This is a genomic window from Paenibacillus sp. FSL P4-0338, assembly GCF_038002365.1.
In the GTDB taxonomy this organism is placed as follows: Bacteria; Bacillota; Bacilli; order Paenibacillales; family Paenibacillaceae; genus Paenibacillus_AQ.
Genome location: NZ_JBBOCG010000002.1, coordinates 1,085,686 through 1,111,821, shown reverse-complemented (window position 1 = coordinate 1,111,821; position 26,136 = coordinate 1,085,686). Strand labels below are relative to the sequence as shown.

24 protein-coding genes are annotated in these 26,136 nt (G+C 53.5%); 6 read left to right on the top strand and 18 right to left on the bottom strand.

Features of this window, described 5'->3' with window-relative positions:
- Positions 1-9 precede the first annotated feature (9 nt).
- The 3 genes from MKZ07_RS28780 to MKZ07_RS28770 all read left to right on the top strand — a co-directional run bounded on the left by MKZ07_RS28780 (position 10) and on the right by MKZ07_RS28770 (position 3,525).
- Positions 10-1,647 carry an ABC transporter substrate-binding protein gene (locus tag MKZ07_RS28780; protein ID WP_076157119.1) on the top strand — a complete coding sequence of 546 codons (1,638 nt, stop codon included), beginning with the start codon at positions 10-12 and terminating at the stop codon, positions 1,645-1,647.
- Between the two features lie 82 nt (positions 1,648-1,729).
- Positions 1,730-2,737: an ABC transporter substrate-binding protein gene (locus MKZ07_RS28775; protein WP_076157116.1), complete on the top strand. Its 1,008-nt coding sequence runs from the start codon at positions 1,730-1,732 to the stop codon at positions 2,735-2,737.
- Entirely contained in the window at positions 2,734-3,525 is a 792-nt protein-coding gene (locus tag MKZ07_RS28770; RefSeq protein WP_341028958.1) for a hypothetical protein, read from the top strand. Before MKZ07_RS28775 ends, MKZ07_RS28770 begins: the two co-directional genes overlap by 4 nt.
- Positions 3,526-3,573: 48 nt before the next feature.
- Here MKZ07_RS28770 and MKZ07_RS28765 read toward each other — a convergent pair whose 3' ends face one another.
- From MKZ07_RS28765 to MKZ07_RS28750, 4 genes are all read right to left on the bottom strand, one after another.
- Positions 3,574-5,778 carry an alginate lyase family protein gene (locus MKZ07_RS28765; protein ID WP_341029798.1) on the bottom strand — a complete coding sequence of 735 codons (2,205 nt, stop codon included), beginning with the start codon at positions 5,776-5,778 and terminating at the stop codon, positions 3,574-3,576.
- Between the two features lie 50 nt (positions 5,779-5,828).
- Positions 5,829-6,698, bottom strand: coding sequence for a carbohydrate ABC transporter permease (locus tag MKZ07_RS28760; protein ID WP_341028956.1), 870 nt, complete (start codon positions 6,696-6,698; stop codon positions 5,829-5,831).
- A gap of 24 nt (positions 6,699-6,722) precedes the next feature.
- Complete coding sequence (locus MKZ07_RS28755; protein WP_076157105.1) at positions 6,723-7,631, bottom strand: ABC transporter permease; 909 nt, start codon at positions 7,629-7,631, stop codon at positions 6,723-6,725.
- Positions 7,632-7,706: 75 nt separating this feature from the next.
- A complete protein-coding gene (locus MKZ07_RS28750; RefSeq protein ID WP_162174450.1) occupies positions 7,707-9,278 on the bottom strand; it encodes an extracellular solute-binding protein in 1,572 nt (523 codons plus the stop codon).
- Between the two features lie 222 nt (positions 9,279-9,500).
- On the opposite strand from MKZ07_RS28750, the gene MKZ07_RS28745 reads away from it, so the two are divergent.
- Both MKZ07_RS28745 and MKZ07_RS28740 read left to right on the top strand, forming a co-directional pair.
- Entirely contained in the window at positions 9,501-11,306 is a 1,806-nt protein-coding gene (locus tag MKZ07_RS28745; RefSeq protein WP_076157103.1) for a sensor histidine kinase, read from the top strand.
- The gene (locus MKZ07_RS28740) at positions 11,293-12,909 is read left to right on the top strand and encodes a helix-turn-helix domain-containing protein (RefSeq protein WP_076157100.1); all 1,617 of its coding nucleotides are present in this window, start codon (positions 11,293-11,295) and stop codon (positions 12,907-12,909) included. The genes MKZ07_RS28745 and MKZ07_RS28740 overlap by 14 nt, the downstream gene beginning before the upstream one ends.
- A 186-nt stretch (positions 12,910-13,095) precedes the next feature.
- Here MKZ07_RS28740 and modB read toward each other — a convergent pair whose 3' ends face one another.
- The 14 genes from modB to MKZ07_RS28670 all read right to left on the bottom strand — a co-directional run bounded on the left by modB (position 13,096) and on the right by MKZ07_RS28670 (position 25,414).
- Positions 13,096-13,758: a molybdate ABC transporter permease subunit gene (gene modB, locus MKZ07_RS28735; protein WP_036693651.1), complete on the bottom strand. Its 663-nt coding sequence runs from the start codon at positions 13,756-13,758 to the stop codon at positions 13,096-13,098.
- Positions 13,759-13,787: 29 nt separating this feature from the next.
- A complete protein-coding gene (gene modA, locus MKZ07_RS28730) occupies positions 13,788-14,570 on the bottom strand; it encodes a molybdate ABC transporter substrate-binding protein (protein WP_341028950.1) in 783 nt (260 codons plus the stop codon).
- 217 nt (positions 14,571-14,787) lie between these two features.
- Complete coding sequence (locus MKZ07_RS28725) at positions 14,788-15,168, bottom strand: hypothetical protein (RefSeq protein WP_341028948.1); 381 nt, start codon at positions 15,166-15,168, stop codon at positions 14,788-14,790.
- A 4-nt stretch (positions 15,169-15,172) separates the two neighbouring features.
- The gene (locus MKZ07_RS28720) at positions 15,173-15,565 is read right to left on the bottom strand and encodes a PLDc N-terminal domain-containing protein (RefSeq protein ID WP_036693646.1); all 393 of its coding nucleotides are present in this window, start codon (positions 15,563-15,565) and stop codon (positions 15,173-15,175) included.
- Positions 15,543-15,863: a hypothetical protein gene (locus MKZ07_RS28715; protein ID WP_036693644.1), complete on the bottom strand. Its 321-nt coding sequence runs from the start codon at positions 15,861-15,863 to the stop codon at positions 15,543-15,545. Before MKZ07_RS28715 ends, MKZ07_RS28720 begins: the two co-directional genes overlap by 23 nt.
- Positions 15,864-16,418 carry an RNA polymerase sigma factor gene (locus MKZ07_RS28710; RefSeq protein ID WP_083677904.1) on the bottom strand — a complete coding sequence of 185 codons (555 nt, stop codon included), beginning with the start codon at positions 16,416-16,418 and terminating at the stop codon, positions 15,864-15,866.
- A 273-nt stretch (positions 16,419-16,691) separates the two neighbouring features.
- Complete coding sequence (gene nikC / locus MKZ07_RS28705) at positions 16,692-17,585, bottom strand: nickel transporter permease (protein WP_036693642.1); 894 nt, start codon at positions 17,583-17,585, stop codon at positions 16,692-16,694.
- Between the two features lie 12 nt (positions 17,586-17,597).
- Positions 17,598-18,602 carry an ABC transporter permease gene (locus MKZ07_RS28700; RefSeq protein WP_341028947.1) on the bottom strand — a complete coding sequence of 335 codons (1,005 nt, stop codon included), beginning with the start codon at positions 18,600-18,602 and terminating at the stop codon, positions 17,598-17,600.
- A gap of 25 nt (positions 18,603-18,627) precedes the next feature.
- Positions 18,628-20,304 (bottom strand): ABC transporter substrate-binding protein, encoded by a 1,677-nt coding sequence (locus tag MKZ07_RS28695; RefSeq protein WP_341028945.1) that lies wholly within the window; start codon positions 20,302-20,304, stop codon positions 18,628-18,630.
- A 113-nt stretch (positions 20,305-20,417) separates the two neighbouring features.
- Positions 20,418-21,410, bottom strand: a complete 993-nt coding sequence (locus MKZ07_RS28690) for an ABC transporter ATP-binding protein (protein ID WP_036693639.1) — start codon at positions 21,408-21,410, stop codon at positions 20,418-20,420.
- Positions 21,407-22,396 carry an ABC transporter ATP-binding protein gene (locus tag MKZ07_RS28685; protein WP_036693637.1) on the bottom strand — a complete coding sequence of 330 codons (990 nt, stop codon included), beginning with the start codon at positions 22,394-22,396 and terminating at the stop codon, positions 21,407-21,409. Before MKZ07_RS28685 ends, MKZ07_RS28690 begins: the two co-directional genes overlap by 4 nt.
- Positions 22,397-22,657: 261 nt before the next feature.
- A complete protein-coding gene (locus MKZ07_RS28680) occupies positions 22,658-23,623 on the bottom strand; it encodes a helix-turn-helix transcriptional regulator (RefSeq protein ID WP_036693636.1) in 966 nt (321 codons plus the stop codon).
- A 233-nt stretch (positions 23,624-23,856) separates the two neighbouring features.
- Positions 23,857-24,540, bottom strand: a complete 684-nt coding sequence (locus MKZ07_RS28675; RefSeq protein ID WP_036693634.1) for a hypothetical protein — start codon at positions 24,538-24,540, stop codon at positions 23,857-23,859.
- Positions 24,541-24,727: 187 nt separating this feature from the next.
- A complete protein-coding gene (locus MKZ07_RS28670; RefSeq protein ID WP_036693633.1) occupies positions 24,728-25,414 on the bottom strand; it encodes a M50 family metallopeptidase in 687 nt (228 codons plus the stop codon).
- Between the two features lie 220 nt (positions 25,415-25,634).
- Between MKZ07_RS28670 and MKZ07_RS28665 the strand changes: the two genes are divergently transcribed.
- Positions 25,635-26,126 (top strand): hypothetical protein, encoded by a 492-nt coding sequence (locus MKZ07_RS28665; RefSeq protein WP_143804286.1) that lies wholly within the window; start codon positions 25,635-25,637, stop codon positions 26,124-26,126.
- Positions 26,127-26,136: the final 10 nt, after the last annotated feature.

The following is a 26,136-nucleotide window of genomic DNA, read 5'->3' as shown; positions in this document are numbered from 1 at the left end:
GAGGTACGCATGTTATCCACAATACCGCAGACAGCATTCAGGCTGGAGCGCTTGTTTTTTTCAAGCGTACACAGCTATTACGGAAGATTTGCAGAGGGGGAGTCTTTGCCCCGAAGGATCCTTCACCACCATGCCTTGTGTTATGTTACAGAAGGTAAAGGGCAGATTATCCTAAATGGGAGGCTGCTTACGGCGAATAAAGGAGACTTCTTTTTGTTATTGCCCGAAACTTCGGTGGAAGGCAAAGCGCTGACGGCAGAACCGCTGCGTTATATGATCATTTTCTTCTCCTGTATCCAGCTTCGTAAAAATCGCAGGCAACAGCAGCTCCACCCTCCGGTATTTCCAATTAGCGGGAAGCTTGAAGCTTCCGCCCATCCACAGGCTGCAGAGATCACCAGCCAAATGAGCTCCTTTCACCGTACCCGTGACCCGGAGGATATCCTGCACGCCAAATACCGGCTGCAGCAGCTGCTCGCGATGCTCCTTCAACCAAGTAAGCGTATTGTGCAGGACAAGGCTGTAGGGATGGACATTGTGCTTGCCCACATGAAGAACAACTACAACCAAGAGCTTAAAGTTGGGCAACTGGCTCTAATGGCGGGCTTAAGTACCAATCATTTTATCAGAGCATTCAAGCAGCTTACAGAAAAGACTCCTATGACTTATTTAATGGAGGAGCGGATAAAAAGGGCCAAGCAGCTGTTGTTCTCTTCTGAACGGGTCAAGCAGATCGCCAAGGAAGTGGGCTATAAGGACGAACATTATTTTAGCCGGGTGTTCAAAAAATCGGAAGGCGTGGCACCGGCCGGTTACCTCAAAAATAATCATATCCGTATTGCTGTTCTCTACTATGGTCTGGATGATTACCTGATGACACTTGGATTAGCGCCAGTGGCTGCGCTGTCTTACCGGGAGCGGGTGTCAAAAAATCACAGCCTTCCCCACTCCGGTATACTGGAGCAGGACATTGTCCGCCTGAACGGTTCCCGGTTGAATTATGAAGAGCTGGCACGGGTGAAGCCTGATCTGATTATTGGGAGCGACCGCCTGTTACCAGGCGAGCTACTGGAGTCCATCGCACCGACGGTTGTTCTTAAGCATACCGATAATGTGGAGCAGCAATTGTCAAGGTTGTCCCGTATTCTGGGCAGAGAGCAGCAGGCTGACGACTGGATGAACCGCTACGCAGAGCAGAAGCACCTCCTTAGATCACAGCTGGAGGCACAGGATGTGCTGCCCACCGTTTCTTTTATCAGAGTCAGCTCTGAATTCTACCGCTTGTACGGCGCCTCCAATCAGACAGGAACTCTGCTATACCAAGATCTTGGACTGAGTCCGCCCCCCTCAACCCGTGAGCAGACTGAAGCAATGGATTTCGAGATTCATGAGCTTCCCGGGTATAACCCGGGAACCATCTTCTTGGCTGCGGACCCTACCCTGGAATCGAGACAACGGCTGGAAGCACTGCTCTCGTCCAGAGAATGGTCTTCCCTGGATGCAGTGAAGCAGTCCCGGGTATTCGATGCCGGAGATCTGTTGTTCAAAACACTCGGACCCTCAGGCAGAAAGTGGGCCATGTCGTATGTTGCATCCCGGATTAGCAGGCCGGCCGATAGAATTATCCACGCCAACACAGGGTTATAATCCATTGAAAAGTATGTATCGTTCTCCTATCATAATGATAATGATTATTATTATCTATTGCACAAAGGAGACTAAGAAATAAATGAAGCGAATGAAATCCCTCCAGTTCATGCTCTTTGCCGTGCTGCTGCTGATCCTGGCGGCTTGCAGCAATGGAGCAGGACAATCACAACCGGCTTCTGAAGAACCGCGTCCCTCCGCCTCCCAACCCAGCGATCAGGGGGCTGCGGAAACGGGCACACGCACAATTACCCACCTTAAGGGAGAAGCTGTGATTCCGTCCGAAATCGATAAGATCGTTGTTCTCACAGCAGAGTACATAGATCATCTGTTGACTATCGGAGAGAAGCCTTCCGGCGTGAACACAGAGGTCCGGTACGGAGGAGAGTATCTTCCCTATCTGGCTGACAAGCTGCAGGGTGTACAAACCGTAGGTTCGGCGGATAATCCCAACCTTGAGGCCATTACCTTGCTTGATCCGGATGTGATTCTTATTGAGAGCCGGACGGCCGAGAATTCGTATGAGCAGCTGAACAAAATCGCCCCTACCATCGTTCTTGGAAATGAATGGCTTGATTATGGCGACGATACTTCCTTTTGGACCAAGGACCTGCTAACCATTGCGGAGATGTATGACAAGACGGACCTGGCGAAGGAAAAAATTGCTGAACTGGAACAGAAAACGGTCCAGGCCAGCGGGAAAATCAAAGCGCTGGACAGCAAAAAACTCGCCTACCTCCGTGTACGGGAGAAGACACTCCAAGTGTACGCACAACAAGGTCATCCAACCAATGCATTACTCTATCAGGATCTCGGGTTCGAACCTGCCGCACTTACGCCGGAAGAGAAAAGAGTTGATCTATCCTTGGAGAAAATACCGGAGCTGGGGGCAGACTTTATCGTCCTTGAGGTGGATTCCAATGCCCGCGATTTCCTGGACAACATGCAGGCCAGCGCACTCTGGAAGAACATCCCTGCCGTACAGGGAGGAAAGGTTCATGAGACCGATTCCTTCTGGCTCTTCAAGGGCTGGGGGGTTATCGGCCGGGGCGAGATTATTGATGAAATAATGGCATGGATGGAGCCATGAGCAGCGCTGAACCTTTTGGGAGCCAGTGGATACAAGATTTCATGCAGCAGCATTTTGCCGTGACTGTCGCGGAGGACAGGAATAATTCTTTTCCTTACAGTACAGAAGATCTATTGGATGCAGAGAGGCTACCGCTCATTATCGGCAAGCAATCGGTTCAGCTTGGGGAGCCTGGAGGAATTGTGGTCGGAACTTTATTTGCCAAAAGGTACTCGGTGTTGATCATGGGACTGGCCGCCTCCATCACTCTCTTCGATACCCCGCTCTCTCTGTTGCCCGGCGCTTTACGGTTCAGGCTAACGGATGCAGGAATGATGCAGTATGAAGCGGAGACGGCAGCCACGGACAAATGGCCTGCTAATCCTTCGGAAGTCCGTCAAGCCTGCCTTGCCGGCTATATGGATCGCCTGCTGGCACATTTACGGCAGGTGCTCCAGGCTGTATCAGGGTATACGGGAGCTAAGGAGAAAGTCATGTGGTCGCTGATTGCACATAATTTGCATAACCTGTATGGATGGCTGCTGACGGACAGGCGAATTTGGGATTCAGAGGAGCGTGGCCGGATCATCGGCCAGGATTATTCTACCCTGCTTCAGCCGGAGATACGAAATGAATTATCTGTAAGATTCCGCCGGTATGAGCATCCGAAGCTGCAAGGCCGTCCCTTCTATCTGCGCAAGCATTGCTGCCTGGCCTACCGGATCAGGATTGGACCTGATGCCGGAGAGTATTGCAGCACTTGCCCCAAGCTATCCCCGGAAGAGCGAGGGCGTATATTAGATGAATAAGCAACGCCCCTCACCGGTTCGGGAGGGGCGTTACTTATTCGTGCTGTGCTATTCTCTATGACCGCTAACGACAATAACATCCCGGTTATAGCTGCCTCCGGCAAACGCGATGCCTTCCGGTTCCGTCTTGCGGGGCAGCAGCGCCTCGGAGATACTATTGCCGGTATGGTCAAGGTAGCTGGTGACATCAATACTCTTATGGTAGAGGAAAATGTCGTCCACCCGGTCCCCCATCACGATACGCAGCGCGGTGGCCTCGTGCACGGAGAGCAAATCCCCCTGCTGCCGGACAGGCAGCCGTTCTACATTCACCTGCGGCTTCGCTGTTCCGAACGGAACGGCCAGGGTTACGATCGCCGCGCTCCCGGTCAAGGTCAGGTCGCGCTTCATTACCGGATTCCCGCTGTAGTGCCCCTGCTTGAAGATCAGGCCCTGCTCCAGCGCCAGCCGGTCCTCCGCCAGCCCGGAGGGGAGCGGCTTCAGCAGCAGATTGGCCCCCTCCAGCTGCGAGACCACTTCCGTGCTGAGCGAATCGTAGGCCGCTGCCCCCGGCGGCAGGTGGAAGTACTGCTCATAGCGGTGCTGCCCTTCTGCTTCGAACAGGTCCACAATCAGCCAGTAGCTGTTCTTGACGAACAGCACCTTACGGGAGTGAACCACCGGATCTTCGTACCGGGTATATCCGTACTGGCTTGCAAAAGCATAATCATAGGCTTCATTGAACTGGGTATCCCAGATTCTGCTGCTCGCCGTAGGCGGCGTATTCCAGTGGAAGCTGCGCACATGCTGGTCCTGACCGTCTACAACCACAGTGTTATGGGCACGGGTCGAGACTGTATATTTACGTTCCTTGTTCCACTCGAACAAGCCCATACCCGAATCCGCCAGCAGCTCGCGTCCTCCGGCGTAGAGCACCAGGCTGAGTGCATCGGAATGCGCATGCCCGCCGATCCCGACACCTGCCCGCATCGCCATGTACATATCGTTAGGGCTCCAGCCCTGGCGCGAGGTCACATAACCGCCTGCCGGGAAGCAGGCGGCCGTCTCCACAGGCTCCACGGCCTTCAGCTGATCATACTCCGCTGCAGCCTCCGGCCCCACTCTCCACAACAGGGAGAATGGCAGCCGCTCATGTCCCAGCGCCTTGAAGTCCCCCCGCTGGTACAGGTAAGCGCCAAGGCTCATGACGTTGCGCAGCTCGCTGACGACCTGAACATCCGTATCGCCGAACTTAACCAGCTGCCCGTCCGGTGCCAGCAGATGCATCGTGACGACATACATTTTCTCCAGCGTCTCCCTGTATTCTCCGGAATCGATGCCGAGCTTCTGATACAGAACCACCAGTTCGTACAGCTCGCGCATGACGATCAGGTGGTAATTCGGGCTGGCCTCAAACTGTACCCCGTCGGGGTAGACGTTCTCAAGGATGTATCCCGGAAGCTTCCGTCCGGCGTATTCCAGCCACGCAGCAGAATCCTTCAGCTCCGGCAGAAGCAGCGCCGTCTGAGTCAGCCCCCGGAGCTGCATGCAGACATGATTCCCGCCGCCGGCATGATATTTGCGCACATATTCCCCATGCTGCTGGAAGGACTGAATCAGCTTCAGCTTCACCTCAGGCTCGAAGGCCGGAGAGCTGAAGAAGGTAATGAAGGCTTCCGGCAGCATGAACATCCGCACACCCGCTGAGAGGGGGTCCCAGGTCGAGTGCTCCGCCCGGAACGTACCATCCACCGGCATAGGGTTATCGTCAATGAAATGGCTGATCATATCATTGAAGCATCTGGCGTATTTGTCATCCCCGGTCAGCGCATAGGCTCTGGACAGGCGCTTCACATAGACGAACCGGGTCAGATGCAGCTGATACTGCGAGCTGTCGAACAGCCAGCTGTTCCAGTCATAGCTTCCGTGCCGGAAGAGCACTCTTTTCCCTTTGAACAGGGGAATATCTCCCTCCACAATCCGGTCCGCTTCGGCAATATCCTGCTGCGCCTCCTCTTCTCCGCTGTAATGGCTGGCGGCATACGCCGTAAGCCCAGGAACATCCTTCACATCAAAGTAATATCTCCCGTTGTTACCCGCTGCAATGACACCTAGATAAGCATCCCGTGCACCGGGGACATCGCCTACGTCCAGCTTCGCAGCTACACCGGCAAGCTCCGGTCTGGTCAAGTCCAGCATTGTGCTTAAGAATTCTCCAGCCGATAGCTGCGGCTTCGTGTATGCGGGATTGTGCCGCAGATCTTTATAATTCATGGTCAATTCTATCATCACCTTTATATTTGCGGATTCATCCGCCTAAATGTCTATTCCTTAATCGAACCCAGCATGGCACCCTTAGCAAAATACTTCTGCAGGAACGGGTACACCATGACAATAGGCAGCATCGCCAGCAGAATGGCCGCATTCTGGACATTAGGTCCAAGGTTGGCCGCAAGCGAGGCATCCACCGCCGCCTCTGCTGAGATATTGGAGGCGCTGATCGCGACCATCTGCCGCAGGAGCGGTTGAATCGGCCAGCGCGTCGTATCATTCAGATAGATAACCGCCGAGAAGAATTCATTCCAGAACTGCACCATGAAGAACAGGGTGAACGTGGCGATAATCGGTTTGGACAGCGGCAGCACGATCGAGTAGAGAATTCGGAATTCCCCCGCCCCGTCAATTCTTGCCGCTTCGTCCAGACTCTCAGGCAGGCTCTGGAAGAAGGAGCGGATGACCATGATATTGAAGGCACTGGAGGCTGCCGGAAGCACTACCGCCCAGTAGGAATCGATCAGGCCCAGATTTTTGACGACCAGATAGTTCGGAATCATGCCCCCGTGAAAGATCATCGTGAAGAAAATAACCAGCAGCATGACCCGGCGTCCGGGCAGAAATTTCTTCGACAGCGCATAAGCCAGTGTAATCGAGACAAACAGACTGAGCACCGTGCCCATCACCGTGATAATTACAGAGTTCTTGACAGAGGTCAGGAACGTATTCGCATTCAGCAGATAGCTGTAGGCGTCCAGTGTCCAGTGCTTGGGCCAGATGAAGAAATTCCCGGCCATCGAATCTCCCGGCGGACTGAACGAGACCGCAATAATATATAGAAAAGGCAGAATAACCAGCAAGCTGATTAAGCAAATGATGACTACAATAATGGTATCAAACCAGGTTGCCTTAAGCTTCATAACCTCTCCACTCCTGTTCTAGTTCTAGAATATGCCTTCCTCACCCAGCAGCTTCGCCGCATAATTGGCCCCGAGGACCAGGATCAGACTGGCAACGGATTTGAACATGCCTACGGTAATCGCGAAGCTGTAATTGAATTGCTCCAGACCGACATGGTAGACGAACAGATCGAAGACATTGGAGACATCCAGGTTAAGGCTATTGGTCATCAGGAAGATCTGCATGAAGTTGGAGTCCATCGAGGAGCCCAGACGGAGCAGCAGCAGAATCACAATCGTACCCTTGATGCCGGGGAGCGTGATATGCCAGATGCTCTGCAGGCGGCTTGCTCCATCCACCTTGGCTGCTTCATACTGCTCAGGGTTAATCCCCGCCAGTGCCGCCAGGAAGATAATCGTACCCCAGCCCGCATCCTTCCAGATGGACTGGAAGATGACGAGCGGCCGGAACCATTCGTTGCTTACCAGGAAATTTGCACTGCCGTCGAACCACTGGCCCAGGTAATGGTTAATGACCCCCGAAGGCCCGAAGAAGGAAATCGTAATCCCGTAAATCACGACCCAGGAGAGAAAATGGGGCAGATACACGATGGTCTGCGAGACACGCTTGAACACCTTGAGCCGCACTTCATTCAGAAGCAGCGAGAGAAAGATAGTGAACGGAAAATAAATGATCAGATTCAGCAGACTGATCAACAGCGTATTTTTTAGCAACATATAGAAATCGGAGGTTCCGAAAAACTGTCTGAAATTATCCAGCCCCACCCAGGGACTGTCCATCATGCCCTTGAACGGGCTGTATTCCTTAAAGGCCAGAATAAGTCCTGTCATCGGGATGTAATGAAAGGTGAGAAAGTAGAGAATACCCGGTGCTGCCAATAAATAAAAGGGCCATAGCTGATGAAACCGTTTGGGGCGTAAAGCTCTCTGCACGGGCTAAACCTCCTTATCCGATTGGGCAAGTGGAGAGGGAAAGCCCCCTCCTTTGCCTCTGTGTATTGTGTTGTTTTACTTCGTGGAATGCTCTGCTTTATACTGGTCCAGCAGTTCCTTGGTGATCTGCACCCCCGGACCCTTAGTCCAGGCATCAATTTCCTTCTGCACATCCTCCCAGGCTCCCTCGCCCAGCACATACTTCGTCATTACTGCACTCATTTTCTTATAGCTGTCCGGATTCTTGCTGGCGTACTGTGAGTTGTAGCTGAGGAACGGATTCTCCACTCCGATCTTGCTGATCGTATCTAGAGTCGCCTTTTGCAGCGCCAGAATGTCCGGCTCCTTGGAGTTCGCGTATACATATGGATCTGCGCGGTTCTCCAGGATGAAATTGTTCGGCTTATCCAGCTCATATTGCTTCTTCTGCTCCTCGGTCTGCACCGCAACCCCATTCTTGAAATCGCTGGAATGAATGCCGGTGACACCCGCTTTGGAGAACGCTACATTCTCCTCGGAGGCCGTGAAATCAAGGAAGTCTACAATTTGCTGCACTTTATCCTCCGGTACGGAGCTTGGAACCGCCCAGAGTCCGTAGTACCCGGAGAGTACAGAAGCGCCCTTCTGTCCGTTCGCGCCTTCAAGCACATCGACAATCGCGATTTCGGCCTTCGGGTCCGTCTGCTTCAGCTTCTCTACGTTGGTCTCTACAATATCACTGACATTCCCGACAAAAGCACCCGCTGTACCGGCCAGGAACTTACTCCGCGCCTGCCCCTGGTTCTTCAGTACAGGCGCATCCTTGTCGATCAGGCCCTTGCTCCACGAATCTCTCAGCCACTCCAGGAAGGCCTTGTATTCCGGCGTCTGGAAATCACGGACTACGTTGTCTCCATCCAGCTTCCATACGTTAGGAATGCCAAAGGCATACTGGAGCGGGAGGACACCCGAGAACGGCCCGGGGCTGTTCACACCGTCTGATCCGTAGATTGTGAACGGAATGGTTTTGCCGCCGCCCGCAGGGTCCTTCTCCTTGAACACCGCAAGCGCATTCGTCAGCTCATCCATGGTCTTCGGAACCGGCAGATTATACTTATCCAGCCAGTCCTTGCGGATCAGGATATTGGCTTCACCTCCGCCGTAGAGACCGCGCGGCCGGGGAATCCCGTAGGATTTGCCGTCAATCTTGGCCCCGTTCCAGACCACCTCATCAATCTGGCTGATATTCTTGGTCTTCGCAAGGTAAGGCGTCAGGTCATGAAAAGCGCCCATTCTCACCAGGTTGTTGAATTTATCGTCCTTGCCGCCATCCATCAGCAGCAGATCATAGGAATCTCCGGCGGATACCGCTACTGAGAGCTTATCCGTATAGGCTTCGGATGGCACGAAGGTTACGTTCAGATCTACATTGCCGCGCTTCTCCAGATCCTCCAGCGCCTTGTTGTTCGTCATCTCCGGCGGATTGCCGAACAGAATCGTCATGGCCTTGATGCTGGCTGGCTTGCTAGCCGCGCCGCTTGGTGTGCCGCCTTCCGGTGCCGCTGTGCTGCCTGCCGCTGAATTTTTTTCTCCGCCGCAGCCCGCCAGTGTAGTTAAGGCTAACGCCGCTGTAGCCATAAGCGGTACAAGCTTTCTCTTGTAACTCATTGTCATCCCCCATTTGCTTGTATTGGTTGCGTTTACATCGTCCTTACACTTTGGATTATAGAAGACGCCGGAGCTTAAGAACATGCCGGATTCCAGCCAAAGTGTCACCATTTTTAAGATTTGCCGGGCCGCAGGTATCTCCCTGTTCTCCAATGTACTATAATCTGTATAGGATAGCCTGCCCGGTATCCGAAGTCCAAAACCTTTAACGGATGTGACTCTATGAATTCACCCTTTTTCAGCTTTTTGCGGCGGAGCTTCTATATCAAGATGATTGTGGTCATGTTCGCCATCTCGGTGGTTCCGCTGATTGTGCTGTCATTCATCTCTGTAAGCGTATCCAGTACGACAGTGGAACAGCAAGTGAACCGCCTGAACGCCCAACTCGTCAATCAGGTCGTGGACCGGATCGAATTAACCATGACCCGGCTGCGGGAGCTCAGCGAGCAATACTCGCGGATCTCGTCCATTCAAAGTGCGCTGGTCTCGCCTTCGGCCCAATATTTTGAAGAGGTGGTCCGCAAAAAGGATCTGATCTCCGTGCTCAGCGGCGCCTCCGCTATTATCGGGAATGTGGAGGGACTGCAGGTCTATTCCGCTGTCACCGGAGAAGTCCTCTCCTCCACGGAAGCCCCGGCCATGCTGGAGGAGTCCCCGTACCGGCCGCTGATTGAAGCCTACCTGGCTTCGGGACGGCCGAATCTTTTTCTGGACAAGCACTCGCTGCCTGAGCTGGCTATCCTTCATTCGTCCACCTATTATATCTCACGCGTTCCCTTCGACTTATACAAGGACCTGAAGGGCGTGCTGCTGATCTCCATGAACAATAGCCAATACCAGCAGCAGATTGAGAATATTCAGCTGGGGAGCGAGGGCTCCATCTCCCTGCTGACAGAAGACGGCCTGACCATTGCCACGACCAGCAAGCTGGAAAAGCAGGCGGATACGCAGCGGGTGCAGGAGATTCTGAAGCGCTGGAAGGAGCTGAAGCGCCCGGATCAGTTCGCGGCAGGCTCCTCTATTGTCTCTGTCAAACAAACCTCCACCTATGACAAGTGGATCGTACTCTCGGAGATTCCGTCCAAGGAGCTGACGGCCAGCGCCGAGATTATCCGCCGGACGGTCACTTATTTTCTGCTGATACTGGTCTGTCTGGGGGCGCTCTGTGTGATCGGCTTCGGATATCAGCTCTACCGGCCTCTGCAAGCTGTGAAGCGGCAGGTCGATGCTCTGAAAAAAGGGAATTTCGAGGCCCGGGTCACCCATTTCGCCAATAATGAGATCGGGGATCTGGGCAGGATGCTTAATACCATGGCTGTCCGCATTCAGGATCTGCTGGCAGACCTGCATGATTCGGAGGATCTGAAGCGCAAGCTGGAGATTCGGGCGCTGCAGTCGCAGATCAACCCCCATTTCATGTACAATACCCTCAATACGATCCGCATGTTCGCCATGATGAAGGATTATGAGAAGATCAACTCCCTGATGGGACGGCTGGTGGCCCTGCTGCGGTATTCGATGGAGAATTTCGAGCAGACGGTGCAGCTCCAGCAGGAGCTTGATTATCTGGCGGATTATGTCGGGCTGCTGAATATGCGCTACAAATGCCAGATTCACCTGGAGGCTGACATTGAGGAGCCGCTGCGGGGCATGATGATTCCGAAGCTGGGTCTGCAGCCGCTGATTGAGAACTCCGTATTCCACGGCATTCTCCCGCGCAAGGCACCGGAAGGGCATATCCGTGTGCGTGTATACAGAAGTCCCGGCGGGAGCCATATTATTGTACAAGTCGGGGACGACGGGATCGGTCTGGAAGAGAGCGAGCTGAGGAAGCTGCAGCTCCATCTCCAGCAGGAAGAGTCTGCCGAGAACATCGGACTGCAGAATGTATGGATGCGCATGAAGCTGCTGTTCGGAGCGGAGACACAGATCCTGCTCACAAGCGCTCCGGGCGAAGGCTTGAGCATCCGCATGCTGCTGCCGTCCGGTAACGTTCTGATTAAGGAGGAGCATCATGAATCACTATAGAGTTGTCCTTGTGGAGGACGAGATTCCGGCAAGAACGGTCTTTCGGCATTTCATTGAGGAGCGCGCTGACCTGTTCACCCTTGTCGGCGAAGCCGAGGATGGCCGGGACGGGCTGGAGCTGTTCCTGCAGCATAAGCCTGAGCTGATTGTTACCGACATCACGATGCCGGGCATGAACGGGCTGGAAATGCTGCGCGAGATTGAACGGAGCGGGGCCCGTGCGCCGCAGATCATTATCCTGACCTGCCATCAGGACTTCCATTATGCCCAGCAGGCCATTCATCTGAAGGCAGCCTCCTATCTGATTAAGGATGACTGCCTCTCTGATCCGGGCCTGTTGACCCGGACGATGGAGGAGCTGGCGGTTCTGGCGGATTCACGCGGCGAGACGAGGGACAATTACCTGCAGCTGGAGCAGCAGGTTCGCCTCAGCGAAGTGGAGATCGAGCAGAGCCTGTTCCTCGACATGCTGCGCAGCCCGGCGGCTGAAGCCAAATGGCTGCGCAGTCTTGCCGACTCGCAGCTTCCGCTTCACGGCCAGGGCTTCATGACCCTGCTCTTGGAGCTGGACCGCAACTCCCTGCGCTTCCCGATCGACCAGCTGGAGGAGCTGAAGCTGTGGCAATTCGCCGGGGTCAATGTGCTGAAGGAGCTGCTCGGCAGCATAGGCCCGCATAAGGTTATCGCCTTAGACAAAGGGCGGTTTCTGGCCCTGTATACCGACAGCTTGAAGACGGAGAGACCCCGCTTCCTGGAGCAGGTGCTGGAGTCTCTGGCCGCGAATCTCCGGATGAGCTGCATCGCCCTGCTGTGCAGCTTCGACCAGGGACTGGAGGAGCGGCCGGAGGCGCTGAAGCGGCTGGCTTCGGCGCCGTATCCGTTCTTTTACCGCTGCAATGAGCTTATCGGCATCGGGGAGTGGGGGCAGCTCTCCAGCTTCCAGCGGATTCCCGAGCCGCAGAGCCGTTTTTGGAGCAAGGTGCTGAAGAAAGCGCTGCTGGAGCCGCATCTCAGCACAGCCGCTCTGGAACAGGAGCGCCAATCCCTGCACCGTCAGGCCATGGAGCAAGCCTGGGACCCGGAGCAGATCAAGTCCCTGTACCTGAGAGTCTTCCTGGATATGAGCCATAACGTAATTGGGGCGGAAGGCGGAGCGGACCTCGAAGCGGAGCTGCGTGTACAAATCGAGCTCTGCCAGACGTTCAACTCCGTACATGAGATCACCTGCGATTATTTCCGCAAGCTTCAGCAGCTTCAGGAGGGCGGCCGGAAGATCGATGCCTCCATCACGCGTATCATTCAACAGATGCGTGAAGATCTCAGCTATCCCTACAAGCTGGAGGAGCTGGCGGCTTCGATCAATTACAGCGTGCCTTACTTCAGCTCCATGTTCAAAAAGGCCGTCGGCGAGAGCTTTGTCCAATATCTGACCCGCCTGCGGATCGAACAGGCCAAGCTGCTGCTGCTCACCACCGACCACAAGACCTTCGAAATCTCCGAATCCATCGGCTTCGAGAATTACCGGTCCTTCAACCGGATTTTCAAGAAGGAGACCGGCGTCTCCCCCTCGGATTACCGCCGGCAGGGGACACAAAACACATAAATTCAGGAACTAAACCGTGAGGGCAACATGGATACTCTTCAGCCAATTGTGGTCGGTTTTTCGATTACATTGGGTACGTGTGCCGTCCGCTCAAGCCGATTGTGTCCGGTTTACCGTAAACAACCCCCGCCTTCACCGGAAATCCGGTGAGGACGGGGGTTGCTCTTGTTAACCTGTAATCATCCATCAGGAACGGCGGTTCACGAACATCAGCATAAGCATGGAAATGACAATGATTGAGCCGACCCACATCCAGGCAAGCGTCATATTGCCTCCGTCCACCGCTACATAGATCGCGGTAGGCACGGTCTGGGTGCGTCCCGGGATATTGCCCGCCACCATAATCGTCGCTCCGAATTCACCCAGCCCGCGGGCGAAGCCGAGGACATATCCGGCAGCCAGCGAACGGCTGGCCAGCGGGAGAGTGACATAGCGCAGCACCTGAAGCTCGCTGGCTCCCTGCGCACGCGCAGCATCCTCAAGGTCCTTCTCTACCCCCTCGAAGCCTGCCTTGACCGTGCGGTATACCAGCGGAAAAGCCACCACGACTGCGGCAATTACCGCTGCCCCCCAGGTGAACAGGATCGTGTGCTCTGTGAACTGTTCATACAGCCTGCCAATCCAGCTGCGCCGCCCGAGGAAGACCAGCAAGACGAAGCCGACCACAGTCGGCGGCAGCACCAACGGCAGCAGCAGGACTGTTTCGACCAGGCTGTGTCCGAAGAACCGGCGTCCCGCCATCTTCCGGGCCGCCAGCGTGGCCAGCAGGAATACGATCACACTGGTTAATACCGCAATCTTGATGGACAGCCAGACCGGGGCGAAAAAATCGGTCCAATTGATCTCCATCTCTTTTCACCCTATCTAATAGAAGTTACTTATTTCGCTAATTGAAAGCCGTAGCCGGTAAAGACCGAGCTTGCAGAAGCAGTCTGCACATAGCTGTAGAAGGCTTTGGCCTCCACCTGATGCGACGAATCTGTGACAATGCCCACCGGATAGTTAATCGCCTTGTGTACATGGCCGCCTACAGTCAGGGCAATCTTCACCTTCTTCGAGGTTAACGCGTCTGTCTTGTAGACGAACCCTGCATCTGCATTCCCTGTCTCCACATAAGACAGCACCTGACGGACATCCTTGGCGAAGACCAGCTTACTTTGCAGCGTATCCCATACCTTCTTCGCGGTCAAGGACTGCTGGGCGTATTGTCCGGCCGGAACCGATTCCGGCTGGCCTACGGCTACTTTTTTGAAGGCTGGAGCAGTAAGGTCAGTAATGGTTGTAAGCTTCGTGTTCGAATCGGAAGGAACCACGACGACCAACTGATTCTTCAGCAGCGGCATGTGGTCAGCGATCAACCCTTTGTCCACCAGCGCGTTCATCTGCTTGTCGCCTGCCGAGAAGAACAAATCCGCCGGGGCCCCCTGCTCAATCTGCTTCTGCAGCGTACCGGAGGCGCCGTAATTGAACACCAGCTTAATCTCAGGATGCTGCTTCTCGTACTGCACCGCGATCTTGTCCAGACTATCCTGAAGGCTCGCCGCTGCGGAGACAATAATCTCCGTCTTTTTGGCTGCCGCCTCAACCTCCCCTGTTGAGCCGGCCGTTACCCCCGCCATCATCATGAATACCAGTAATCCCATTAACCACTTCTTCAGCATTTCCCATTCCTCCCAATCGCTATTTCGTATATTTTGAACATATTCTAGCAAGTTAAATCGAATTATACAATATATTTGATTATGTTTGTGTATGTTTAGTTATAATTAGTATTAAAATCAGGGATTTCCCTCTTCCACACAGCAAAAAGCCCCCGCCTATATATAGGGAAGAGGCCTGTTCTAGGGGTATTCGTAATCATCTTTTCACCAGTTCCAGTTATTCAACCTTGAAAGCAACCTTGAAGCTTCCTTTGGTTTCTTCACCCTTGATTTCAATCCGGTATTTCCCGTCTTTATCGGCTTTCACCTTCTCAGTACCGGTTTCATTGGTTCCCAGTTCAGTAAGCACCTGATTATCCGGTCCGTATAACTTCATGGACAGCTGGCCCTCTTCCACCTTGGATTTATAATCGATACTGATCGTTTCGCCGCTTTTCATACTCAGTTTCTTCTCCTCTGTACCCGTAAAAAACTTGTAGGAGCCGCTTATTTTGCTCTTCGTGCTGGACCCGACGTACATTATTTTCTTATCGCAGGAAGTCAGCAGCACCGATGCCATGATGATTAAGATCCCCAGTGTCATCCATTTCTTGTTCATATGCTTAACACTCCTCTGTATAGATTAGATGGCCGCAGTGCGGACAACGGATACCTTGATTGGCTACATCAGATGCAGCGTGAATGTGGTGCTGCTTCCTCGCGAGGAGATACAGGATCAAACCGATGAAGTTCGGAATATAGATGACTGCAGTCATCCACAGCCAGGCATTCATCCGGCGCCGCGAGGCATCCTTGTAAATGAATACTGCAATTAGCACATTGAGGCTCAAGAACAGCAGGGCCAGCAGACTCATCACAATAAGCCAGGTCAGATTCTCCTCCACATAATCGCCCATATACGGACTTATGCTGTATCCCAGCGCAATGCAGCTGGCCAGAACGATTGCCGTCATCCCCCCAAAAACAAACTTCTCAACGGTGAAGTGAACTTTCATAAGATCCTCCTCCGCTTCCCATAGTACGGTACAATAGTAACGTTCCGGCAACCATTGGAGACAGAATGAACAGCAGCCCCATGCTGATCTTCCACTGCAAAGCAGCCGGACCAGCCAGGAAATACAGTCCCAGCACCATGAATACCAGCCATTGCAGAGCCACTAAAATGGAAATCGCGCCCATTGTCCTGCGCCCTTGTATCCGCTGGATCGTATTAGAGACAAGCTCTGGAGATGGCGTAACAGGCAGCTTGAAATATTCCGTCAGCAGCCGGTCTTCGTCTCTAGGCTCCTTCATTTAGTTCATCTCCTTCATTAACTTGTGCAGCAGCTTCTTGCCATGATTCAACCGGGATTTGACGGTTCCGAGGGGAACTCCCAGCACCTCCGCAATGCCCTCATAGCTGAACTCCTCATAGTAATACAGCATGAGAGGGGCAAGGTAACGTTTGGGCAGACTCCGCAGGCATTCCTCCAGGAACCGGTGCTCCTCATGCCGCAGCAGCTCCTCTTCTGCCAATGGAGCCGGATCTCTAATATGAATATGCTCCGAATCCGAGGACAACCAGGTCCAAAGGGCATACACGCTTTTCCACTTCCGGTAGTGGTCACGGTACATATTGAACGCCACCTGGAACAGCCAAGACTTAAAGGGACGCTCTACATCATACTTCTCCAGCTTGCGGAGCACACGTACCCATACCTCCTGGAACAAATCCTCCGCATCCTGCCGGTTCAAGGTAAGATGGCGGCAGAACCGGTATAAATCATCCCTATACCTGACAATGAGAAGCTCAAGATGCTCATGTTGACCGGACTTGCATCCTTCAACGAGCTGTTTGTCGGTCATCATCTGTTCTCCGCCGCCCTTTCAACCTACATTACGAAGTGTTTTGGATATTGTTCGAAAATTCACAAAGTTATTTTCGGGAAAAGTTGCGACTACTGTTCATGGAACGCTGAGAAACGAATCTCCTATTCAAACAGAACAAACTCACCCTAACGGGTGGGATATGCTCGTGCCTTCCTTCATAATAACATTTCATTAAATAATCTCCCTCAAAATAAAGAGCTATCCCAACAGCCATTGATATGGCTTGGGACAGCTCTTGATAAGATCTTAATTTCAATTCTTCATCCGCGGGTCCAGCACATCGCGCAGGCCGTCGCCCATCAGGTTGAAGCCGAGGACGGTCAGCATGATGGACAGGCCCGGGAAGACTACGGTCCAGGGGGCCTTCTGGATAAACTGCCGGGAATCGGAGAGCATCTTGCCCCACTCCGGGTCCGGCGGCTGGGCGCCGAGTCCAAGGAAGCCCAGGGCCGCGGCTTCAATGATGGCTGTAGCGATGCCAAGGGTGCCTTGGACAATGATCGGCGTCAGGCTGTTCGGCAGAATATGGCTGAACAGAATCCGCCCGTTTTTCATCCCGATCGCCCTGGCCGCCGTAATGTACTCCTCGGACTTCAGGCTCAGCACCTTGGCCCGGACCAGCCGCCCATAAGTCGGAATGTTGACGATGGCAATCGCGTAGAGCGCATTCTGCAAGGAAGGCCCAAGAATAGCTACAATAGCGATGGCCAGCAGAATACTCGGAAAAGCCAGCAAAATGTCAAACAGACGGGAGATCATCATATCCATCCATTTGCCATAGTATCCGGCGAGTATGCCCAGTGCGGTGCCAACAATGATCGAGCCGATTACGGAGAAAAATCCTACCCAGAGTGAAATCCGTGCCCCGTAGATCACCCGGGTGAACAGATCCCGCCCCAGATCATCCGTACCGAACCAATGCTCCGCCGACGGCGGCTTCAGGCGGTTCACTAATTGCTGGGCCTTGAAATCATACGGAGCGATCCATGGCGCGAGCAGCGCAATCAGTACAAAGAACAGGATAATGCCAAGCCCGGCCATGGCCGTCTTGTTCTTACGGAAGGCCTTCCACGCATCGCGCCAGGGGCCGGAGGCTTGATCCGCCGGAGCCTCAGGAGGTGGAGCCTGTAGTGCTGCCTGTCCCATAGCTGCTCCCCCTCATTTGTAATTGATGCGCGGATCAATAGTGGCATACAGCAGATCCACCAGCAGATTGATGACCACAAAGATAAAAGCGATAATCAGAATCCCCGTCTGAATCACCGGATAATCCCGCGAGCTGATCGCTTCATAGATATAACGCCCTACCCCGGGCCAGGCGAAAATCGTCTCGGTCAGCACCGCCCCTCCGAGCAGCGCCCCCGTCTGCAGGCCGATTACCGTCAGCACCGGAATGAGTGCATTCTTCAGCGCATGCTTATAGACCACGAGGAACTGCGACATACCCTTAGCCTTGGCTGTACGGATATAATCGGAATTCATCACCTCCAGCATACTGGAGCGGGTCATCCGGGCAATGACCGCCATCGGAATCGTGCCAAGCGCAATACTCGGCAGAATGAGATGCTTAATGACCGTCCACAGCTGGTCCCACCGCCCGGCCAGAATTGTATCCAGCACGTACAGGTTGGTTATCGTCTCCACCGGATTGCGCTGGTCCATCCTGCCGATGGATGGCAGCCAATGGAGCTTCAGCGCGAAGAGCAGCTGCTCCATCAGCCCCAGCCAGAATATCGGCATCGATACCCCAATGAGCGCGATGATCATAGCCGTATAGTCGAACCAGGAATTCTGCCTCCAGGCGCTGAGGATACCGGCGTTCACTCCGACGAAGGTTGCGAACAGCATACTGGCAGCCGTCAGCTCCAGCGTAGCGGCCAGATACGGTACGATTTCCTTGGCAATCGGCGTTTTGGTACGGATCGAAGTCCCCAGGTCCCCCTGCACCAAATCACCCATGTAGTTAAAATATTGCTGCAGCCAGGGCTTGTCGAGGCCAAGCTGGTTACGCAGCGCCTGCTTGGATTGCTCCGTCGCCTTCTGGCCGAGAATGGTCTCGGCCGGATCACCCGGAATGGCATGGATGATGGAGAAGACGATCAGGGTCATGCCGATCAGCACCGGAAACAGCACCATCACACGTTTTATGAGGTAAGAGTTCAATTCCGTTCACCTTCCAAAGGTGTATTTATTCAAAATAAATCTCACTGTAATATTCTGTCCCTGTCGGTCCGGGAACAAAGCCCTTCAGATTGGCCTTACCGGCCAGCAGCGGTGTGGTATGAACCAGCGGAATCCATGGCGCATCGGCTTTGATCATCTCCTGAGCCTGCTTGTACAGCTCGGTGCGCTTGCCCTGGTCTATCTCCTTCTGGGCGCCGGTCAGGAGCGTATGCAATTCTTCATTCACATAAAAGGCACGGTTATTGCCGGGAATAGCATCCTTGTCCAGCAGGGTGTACAGGAAGTTGTCAGGGTCACCGTTGTCGCCGGTCCAGCCGAGCATGAAGATATCGTCCTTCTCCCCGGCCTTGGTGTCATCGAGATAAGTGGCCCATTCCGGGGACTCAATCACAGTCTTGACCCCGATCTTCTCCCACTCTGCTTGAATCGCTTCGGCTACCTTCTTGCCGTCAGGCATATAAGGACGGGATACAGGCATCGCGTACAGGGTCACCGGGTCAGGCAATCCGTCAGGATAACCCGCTTCGGCCAGCAATGCTTTGGCTTTGTCCAGATCATACTCATAATCCTTCACGCTGTCGTTATAGCCCCACAGGGAAGGCGGCATAGGATTGACCGCAGCCTGAGCCTGGCCGGCGAAGAATGCATCGATAATCTCCTGCTTGTTGACCGCATGGCTGAGTGCCTGTCTGACCTTCACATTGTCAAACGGCTTCTTCTTGAAGTTGAAGCCGAGGTACGCCACATTGAACGGCGGACGCTCAATCTTGGTCAGAGCGCTGCTATTCTCCAGCGTGGACAAGTCGTCCGGGCTCAGGTCTTCCATCAGGTCGATTTCCCCGTTTTGCAGCGCCGTGAAGCGGGCCGAGTTGTCCGGGATCGAGCGCACGATGACTTTGTTCAGCTTGGGAAGCCCTTCCTTCCAGTAGGCAGTATTCTTATCCAGCGTGATGGAATCGTTGCGCTTCCACTCCTTGAACACGAACGGGCCCGTCCCTACCGGCTCATTCTTGAAATTCTCCTTCTTCTCCTTGATCCCAGCAGGACTGGCAATTCCGAAGGTGGTCATGGCGATATTCTGCAGGAACGGCGCCTGCGGCTGGTTCAGTACAAATTGAACCGTCGACTCGTCCACCGCCTTCACTTCCTTGATCACCCGCGACCCGTCCGGGCCGAACATGGAGTCATAGTAGTCGAAAGAATCGCCTTCGAATTTGTATTCACTGGCCGGATCACTCCAGCGCTGGAAGTTGAACACAACGGCCTCGGCGTTGAAATCGGTTCCGTCATGAAACTTCACGCCGGGATGCAGCTTGAAGGTGTAGCTCAGCCCATCCGGCGTTACTTCCCAGCTGTCGGCAAGGGAAGCCTGGACTTCGGAGGTGCCCGGCTTATATTCGAGCAGCGAATCGAAGACCTGATGGGCAATCTTCAGCGACTCCCCGTCCGTCACAATCGCCGGGTCAAGGGAAGCCGAGTCGCCCCCGCGCCCCAGAATCAGGGTATCCTGTGCTGTCCCGGATGTCTCAGGTAGGCTTGCCGGAGCGTTCGTTGCCGCCGTATTCCCTCCGGTATTTCCTGTGTTGCCTGCGTTGCCTGTGTTGTTCCCTCCGCCGCAGCCGCTGAGCGCGAGCCCCGCGCCAAGCATCAGTACCAATGCGAGATTACCCCATTTCTTCATCTCCAGAAAGCTCCCTTCTTTCATTGAAATATCAAAGTGTTTATATAGAGCGGTGCAGGTAGCACAGCTATAAACCAAGGTTCTTCTGTATATGGCTCTAAGATGCATGCGGATCAGGCAAGCGGTGTATTGGCTTCTCCATCATAGAGATGACAGGCTGTGAAGTGTCCGGCTTCTGTCTCGAGCAGCGGAGGTCTGATCACCCGGCACCGCTCCATCACGCGCGGACAACGCGTGTTAAATGCACATCCGACTGGCGCATTGGCCGGACTCGGTACCTCCCCCTGCAGAATGATCCGCTCCTTGCGGATATCGGGATCAGGTTCAGGAACCGCAGAGAGCAGGGCCTGCGTATAAGGATGTTGCGGCCGGGCATAGAGCGTATGCTTGTCCGTAATTTCGACAATCCGCCCCAGGTACATTACTGCTACCCGGTCGCAGATATGCTTCACCACACTAAGATCATGGGCGATAAATATGTAAGTTAAGCCGAATTCCCGCTGCAAATCCTGCATGAGGTTAATGACCTGGGACTGGATCGATACATCCAGCGCAGAGACAGGCTCATCCGCGATAATCAGCTTCGGATGGAGTGCCAGCGCTCTGGCAATGCCAATCCGCTGGCGTTGTCCGCCCGAGAACTGGTGAGGGTAACGCTGCAGATGCACCCTGGACAATCCGACCACATCCGCCAGCCGCTCCACCTCTGCCTTACGCTGCCTGGCATTGCCGGTGGCGTGTACAATCATCGGCTCTTCGAGAATACGCTGCACAGTATGACGCGGGTCCAGAGAGGAGAACGGGTCCTGGAAGACGATCTGCATCTCCCGGCGCTGCTTCCGCATCTCTTCCGCAGACAGCTTCGTAAGCTCCTGCCCTTCGAACCAGATCTCACCCGCTGTGGGCTCAATCAGCCGGAGCAGCGCGCGGCCGGTGGTCGATTTGCCGCAGCCGCTCTCTCCTACCAGACCGAAGGTCTCGCCCTTGCTAACAGCGAAGGAGATATCATCCACAGCCTTCACACTGCCGCGGTCCCGGCTGAAGAAGCCCTTGTTCAGCGGATAATACTTCCGGAGTCCCTTGACCTCAAGCAGGCTCTCACTCATACCGCATCCTCCTGTGGACTGTCATGCAGCCAGCATCTGCAGCTGTGCTGTTCCTCTTGCCGTGTCAGCGCCGGAAGGCTCTGCATGCAGAGCTCCATGACCTCCGGGCAGCGCGGTGCGAACCGGCAGCCCTGCATATCTGTGCTGAGAACCGGCACATTACCCGGAATGGAGTAGAGACGTTCCTTAGCTTCATCCATCCGGGGGACGGAGGCAATCAGTCCTCTCGTATAAGGATGCAGCGGATTTTTGAAAATATCTCGAACACTGCCTTCCTCCACCACCTTGCCGGCATACATCACAGCCACACGGTGGCACATCTCAGCCACTACGCCAAGATCATGGGTAATCAGCATGACAGCAGTGCCTTGCTCCTCATTCAACTGGCGGATCAGCTCCAGAATCTGGGCCTGAATCGTTACATCCAGCGCGGTTGTCGGCTCATCGGCAATCAGCAGCTCCGGGCTGCAGGAGATCGACATGGCAATCATGACACGCTGGCGCATGCCTCCCGAGAGCTGATGCGGGTACTCGTCGATGATCGCTTCCGGCCGGGGAATTCCAACCTTGCGCAGCATACCGACAGCATGCTCCCGCGCCTCCTTCCTGGAGAGGCCGCGGTGCAGGCGTACCGTCTCCATAATCTGCTGGCCAACTGTGAATAAGGGATTCAGCGAGGTCATCGGCTCCTGAAAGATCATGGAGACCGAATCTCCCCGGATCTTGCGCATATCCTTCTCCTTCAGCGGGACAATATCGCGGCCCTTCAGCAGGATGCGTCCGTCTACAATTCTCCCTGAGGGGCTTGGGACAAGCTTCAGAATAGATAGGGAAGTAACGCTCTTGCCGCAGCCCGATTCCCCCACCACGCCCAGAACCTCGCCCGGGTTAATGTAGAGATCGACACCATCCACTGCAGGAACCTCACCGCGGCCCGTTAAAAAGTGAGTATGCAGGTTTTCAATGCTCAGAATCGGCTGGATCAAGTCTCTCCCTCTTTTCTGTTAAAAATTGAACGAAGGTCAAATGACTAGTTAGGAAAAATTATTTAAAAAAGTTAGATATATTAACCAATACCTAACATACTAAGTGATATAATTAACATTAGATACATATTACTGTTATTTAATGTATAACATTGCTATGGATATCCTATCTAGGCAAGGGGAATTTGTGCATATAACTAACCCTATGAATTTTATATGAATATATCAGAGCATAAAAATCCGGGGAAAATATACTTATCGTTATTTGTACAGCGACAGCCACTTCTCCAGTTGATGCTTCAGCACATCCCGGTAGTACAGCGGCTCCATAATCTCAGCCTCTTCCTTGTATTTCATAATCCAATGGACGAAGCCGATGTCCTGCTCCACAGCGACCTTGAAGTGCAGGCTGCGGTTCTGGCGGTCCACTCTGCTCGGCTTCACAAACATTTCCTCCTGCTTCAGCCGTTCCATCATCCGCTGCGAGAATTTGACTCTGAATTCAACCTGCAGGCTGTCCTGCTCCAGGGACCACTTCTGCTCCATGAAGGACTGCAGATCGAACTGATCTTTGGAGAACCACCTGTCCAACTGATTCACACTGGAGAAGCCGTTAATATGAAAGGTACGGATAATTCCGAAACGGTGACAGAAACCAATCAGGTGAAAACGATTCTCTAGCGGGACCAGGCAATAGGGATCAATCCGGATACCTTTTTCTTCGTAGGCATTCTCACTATAGTCGGCCTGTATGCTTCTCTGCTTCATCACGGCATCCAGAATGTCGGTCAGAAAGAGGGGCTGGTCTCCCTGAGATCTGCTATTTTCCGTCCAGTTTGGTCCGGCTTCCTTTTTCGTACGCTCCATTGTTTCTTCCCTTTCTGCCTTTTGCTTATAATCTGCCGCCATCACTTTCTCGTATGCATCTTCAAAGCCCGGGGGCAGCAAAGGTTTGATCTCCGCCATAATACTGCGCAACTGTGAAAAAGCCTCTTCTTCCTCTTCTGACCAATCCAAGGGGTACAGCGCGAAATTTCCGATAAAAGCATACCCCTTGCCGTGTCCCATATGAGTAATGGGGATATGCATGGCACTGAGCGCATCCATATCCCGATAAATCGTTCTCTCGCTGTTGCCGCATCGTTCCGCCAGCTCACGGGCCAGAATTCCCGGTTTGGCTTGAACTAGCGTAATGATGCGCATCAGCCGGATCAATCGGTCTGTCATATTCAGTTCTCCTTGACTTATGGTAAAATAGACCCATTATTTTTAAATAAACTAGTTATATATATCTATAACCAAGGATGTAATAACCGAGATAAGAAAATATAATAGAACTATTTTACTATGTTACCACATTTAGATATTACGCCTTTCTTTATCTGCTCCGCCGGGTGTGATACTATATTTGAGCCCTATGTATGGGTAATTCCTATTCTATCTACGCAGCTTCCCTGCAATTATCTCATTCCTGTCCTGCTGAGCGGCAGATTCTCTGCCTCCAGTCGTTTATACAGTGATTCCGCTTCTCTGAGCAGCTGCATATCCCCGGAGCGGGCAGCCATCAGGAGTAGTTGATCGGCCTGCCTGTGAAGAATCTCCGAGGGCACTTCCGGCTTGTTCTTCATCCGGGCCTCCTGGGCTTCCGCGATTAGCGCCTCTGTCTGCAGCAGTGCCAGATGCTTCTCCACATGGAAGCAGGAATGTGCCCCCAGCAGGTCGGTACGATGGGAATATTCGATTCCCAGCTTCTTGAGCGGCAGCTCGCGGATACGCTCCACCGTAGGCTGCTTGTATTGCCATTGCAGCCAGAGGGCTTCATGTATGCCTGCAGGCATACCCGCCATGATGAATTCCAGGGCGATGTACCTGCGCTGCCCGGAATGGATTTTGCCAAGCTTCAGGAGCAGTGATCTCCCCTCTCCTTCTTCTGCACTACACCCGTAACATCCTGTTACCTTGACATGACTTTCGAGCCAGACACGCAGCTCAATATCCCTGGCTACCACCTTGCGGCTCTTCTTGCGGAAATCTTCGCCTTGCGACACTCCTTTCCACTCCACCAGCAGCACTACTTTCTTGGCACCGCCCGCCAGAATACGCTCCTGGCTCCATGTAAACAACGTCTGAATACTTGCTTGCATATTTCCACCTCTTTCTTAATTTGGGTCTTCTATTAATGTACCAATATTGGCGGACAACTCCTTGTCATGGAATGTATGTTCGGTCCTATAATATCGACAAAAAAAGAGCCAACCTCCCCCTAAAGGGGATTGCCTCTTTACGAAAGTCTATCCTTTTGTCAAAATATGACGAACAAAGTTTTACGCATTACATCAATCTAACCCGTCTGCCCGCCTTCTCATGCCGGAAGAACAGCCCAAGGGCCCAGGTTGCACACAGCAATGCGAAGAGGAAGAACAGGAGTGACCACACAGGGGCCGGTAAAATGGTTAATCTGGACAGATTCGCTGCATCCCCTGCCCGGGAAGGTGTCACAACGGAAGCATAGACCAGGAATAAGGTCCCCATTACGGACTCCTCCAGGGTCAGGAACGCAAGAAACAGGTAGTACACCTTGCTGACCTTCGGCCAGAGGAACAGCATCGCAGCATTCAGCAGAATGAAGCCGCTCAGCCAGATCATCCCGAAGCCACCCCTCACATAGAGCACAAGCATAATTAGCGCAACCATGCTGGCCAGAACCAGCCCCCATTCCCGCTTATCTCTACTATAGAAATAGAAGAGCAGCAACGCAAACAGTGAAGCCAGAGGATAACCCGCCAGCGACACCAGGATCGCCTTGCCTCCGGCAGCAATCGCCGAATAGGTCACACCGCTGTGATCAGAATACAGCTCAATGCGCAGCACATTGCCGGAGAGCAGCAGAGTCATCAGCGCGTGGCCGAATTCATGGAACATGGTATCCAGATTACGGAATAAGGAGGAGAACGGAATAAACCGGGTTAACAGGGCGGAGCCCGCCAGGAACAACAGTGTTTTGAGCCATTTATTCATTGAATACAGCCCCTTTCCGTTCACAGTATACGTTAATTTGCAGCGACACTCAATATCGCGGGAACCATCTCTGGCTTAACGCTGTATTACCTGTATGGTTCTCTGTATGGTTCTCTGTATGGACCTGAAGGGTAATTATGCCTACAGCCTTCCAGGTTGTTCAAACGGCAAGCAGCTATGATAAAATAGGAAGACAATAGCTCTAACAGGTGGTGATCAGTTGATGAAAAGACGGGTAACAGGAGTGATGCTGAAGCTGCTGGGTTCGTCCCTGCTTCTGCTTGGCCTTACTCTCACTTGGCCTGCCCCCGAGGCCAAGGCCAATTATCTGAATGATATATACAATGGAATACAGAGCTTCTCGGAGCTTCCCGGAGAAGTCACCAAGCTGCAGGAGAGTTACCAGAAGACTGCAGAAGAGCTTCAGCAGACGAAGGAGGATCTCGGTGAAGCCAAGGACCAGCTGACGGACAGCCTGCAGCAAATGCAGACGTATCAGTCCCAGAATGCCGCCCTGCAGGAGCAGAACCGTCAGCTCAGCCAGGTCGTGGACGAGCTGAAGAACGACCGGACAGCGAGAGAGAATTATTTCAACCGGATCAAGGTGACGGTCATCTCCGGGATTGCTCTTCTTCTCGGCTACTTCCTGCTGATCCGGGTGCTGCGCTTCACAATGCGCCACCGCTCCAGAAGAAGTGACCGGCTGCGTTAAGGAGGATGAA

Excerpts from the sequence above, each read along its gene's own strand:
- MKZ07_RS28690 (WP_036693639.1), bottom strand. The coding sequence starts at position 21,410 with ATGAGTGAGAGCCTGCTTGAGGTCAAGGGACTCCGGAAGTATTATCCG.
- nikC (WP_036693642.1), bottom strand. The coding sequence starts at position 17,585 with ATGGGACAGGCAGCACTACAGGCTCCACCTCCTGAGGCTCCGGCGGAT.
- MKZ07_RS28670 (WP_036693633.1), bottom strand. The coding sequence starts at position 25,414 with ATGAATAAATGGCTCAAAACACTGTTGTTCCTGGCGGGCTCCGCCCTG.
- MKZ07_RS28725 (WP_341028948.1), bottom strand. The coding sequence starts at position 15,168 with ATGAACAAGAAATGGATGACACTGGGGATCTTAATCATCATGGCATCG.
- MKZ07_RS28695 (WP_341028945.1), bottom strand. The coding sequence starts at position 20,304 with ATGAAGAAATGGGGTAATCTCGCATTGGTACTGATGCTTGGCGCGGGG.
- MKZ07_RS28775 (WP_076157116.1), top strand. The coding sequence starts at position 1,730 with ATGAAGCGAATGAAATCCCTCCAGTTCATGCTCTTTGCCGTGCTGCTG.
- MKZ07_RS28720 (WP_036693646.1), bottom strand. The coding sequence starts at position 15,565 with ATGAAAGTTCACTTCACCGTTGAGAAGTTTGTTTTTGGGGGGATGACG.
- MKZ07_RS28715 (WP_036693644.1), bottom strand. The coding sequence starts at position 15,863 with ATGAAGGAGCCTAGAGACGAAGACCGGCTGCTGACGGAATATTTCAAG.
- MKZ07_RS28745 (WP_076157103.1), top strand. The coding sequence starts at position 9,501 with ATGAATTCACCCTTTTTCAGCTTTTTGCGGCGGAGCTTCTATATCAAG.
- MKZ07_RS28765 (WP_341029798.1), bottom strand. The coding sequence starts at position 5,778 with ATGAATTATAAAGATCTGCGGCACAATCCCGCATACACGAAGCCGCAG.
- MKZ07_RS28760 (WP_341028956.1), bottom strand. The coding sequence starts at position 6,698 with ATGAAGCTTAAGGCAACCTGGTTTGATACCATTATTGTAGTCATCATT.
- MKZ07_RS28750 (WP_162174450.1), bottom strand. The coding sequence starts at position 9,278 with ATGAGTTACAAGAGAAAGCTTGTACCGCTTATGGCTACAGCGGCGTTA.
- MKZ07_RS28675 (WP_036693634.1), bottom strand. The coding sequence starts at position 24,540 with ATGCAAGCAAGTATTCAGACGTTGTTTACATGGAGCCAGGAGCGTATT.
- MKZ07_RS28740 (WP_076157100.1), top strand. The coding sequence starts at position 11,293 with ATGAATCACTATAGAGTTGTCCTTGTGGAGGACGAGATTCCGGCAAGA.
- MKZ07_RS28780 (WP_076157119.1), top strand. The coding sequence starts at position 10 with ATGTTATCCACAATACCGCAGACAGCATTCAGGCTGGAGCGCTTGTTT.
- modB (WP_036693651.1), bottom strand. The coding sequence starts at position 13,758 with ATGGAGATCAATTGGACCGATTTTTTCGCCCCGGTCTGGCTGTCCATC.
- MKZ07_RS28770 (WP_341028958.1), top strand. The coding sequence starts at position 2,734 with ATGAGCAGCGCTGAACCTTTTGGGAGCCAGTGGATACAAGATTTCATG.
- modA (WP_341028950.1), bottom strand. The coding sequence starts at position 14,570 with ATGCTGAAGAAGTGGTTAATGGGATTACTGGTATTCATGATGATGGCG.
- MKZ07_RS28710 (WP_083677904.1), bottom strand. The coding sequence starts at position 16,418 with ATGATGACCGACAAACAGCTCGTTGAAGGATGCAAGTCCGGTCAACAT.
- MKZ07_RS28680 (WP_036693636.1), bottom strand. The coding sequence starts at position 23,623 with ATGACAGACCGATTGATCCGGCTGATGCGCATCATTACGCTAGTTCAA.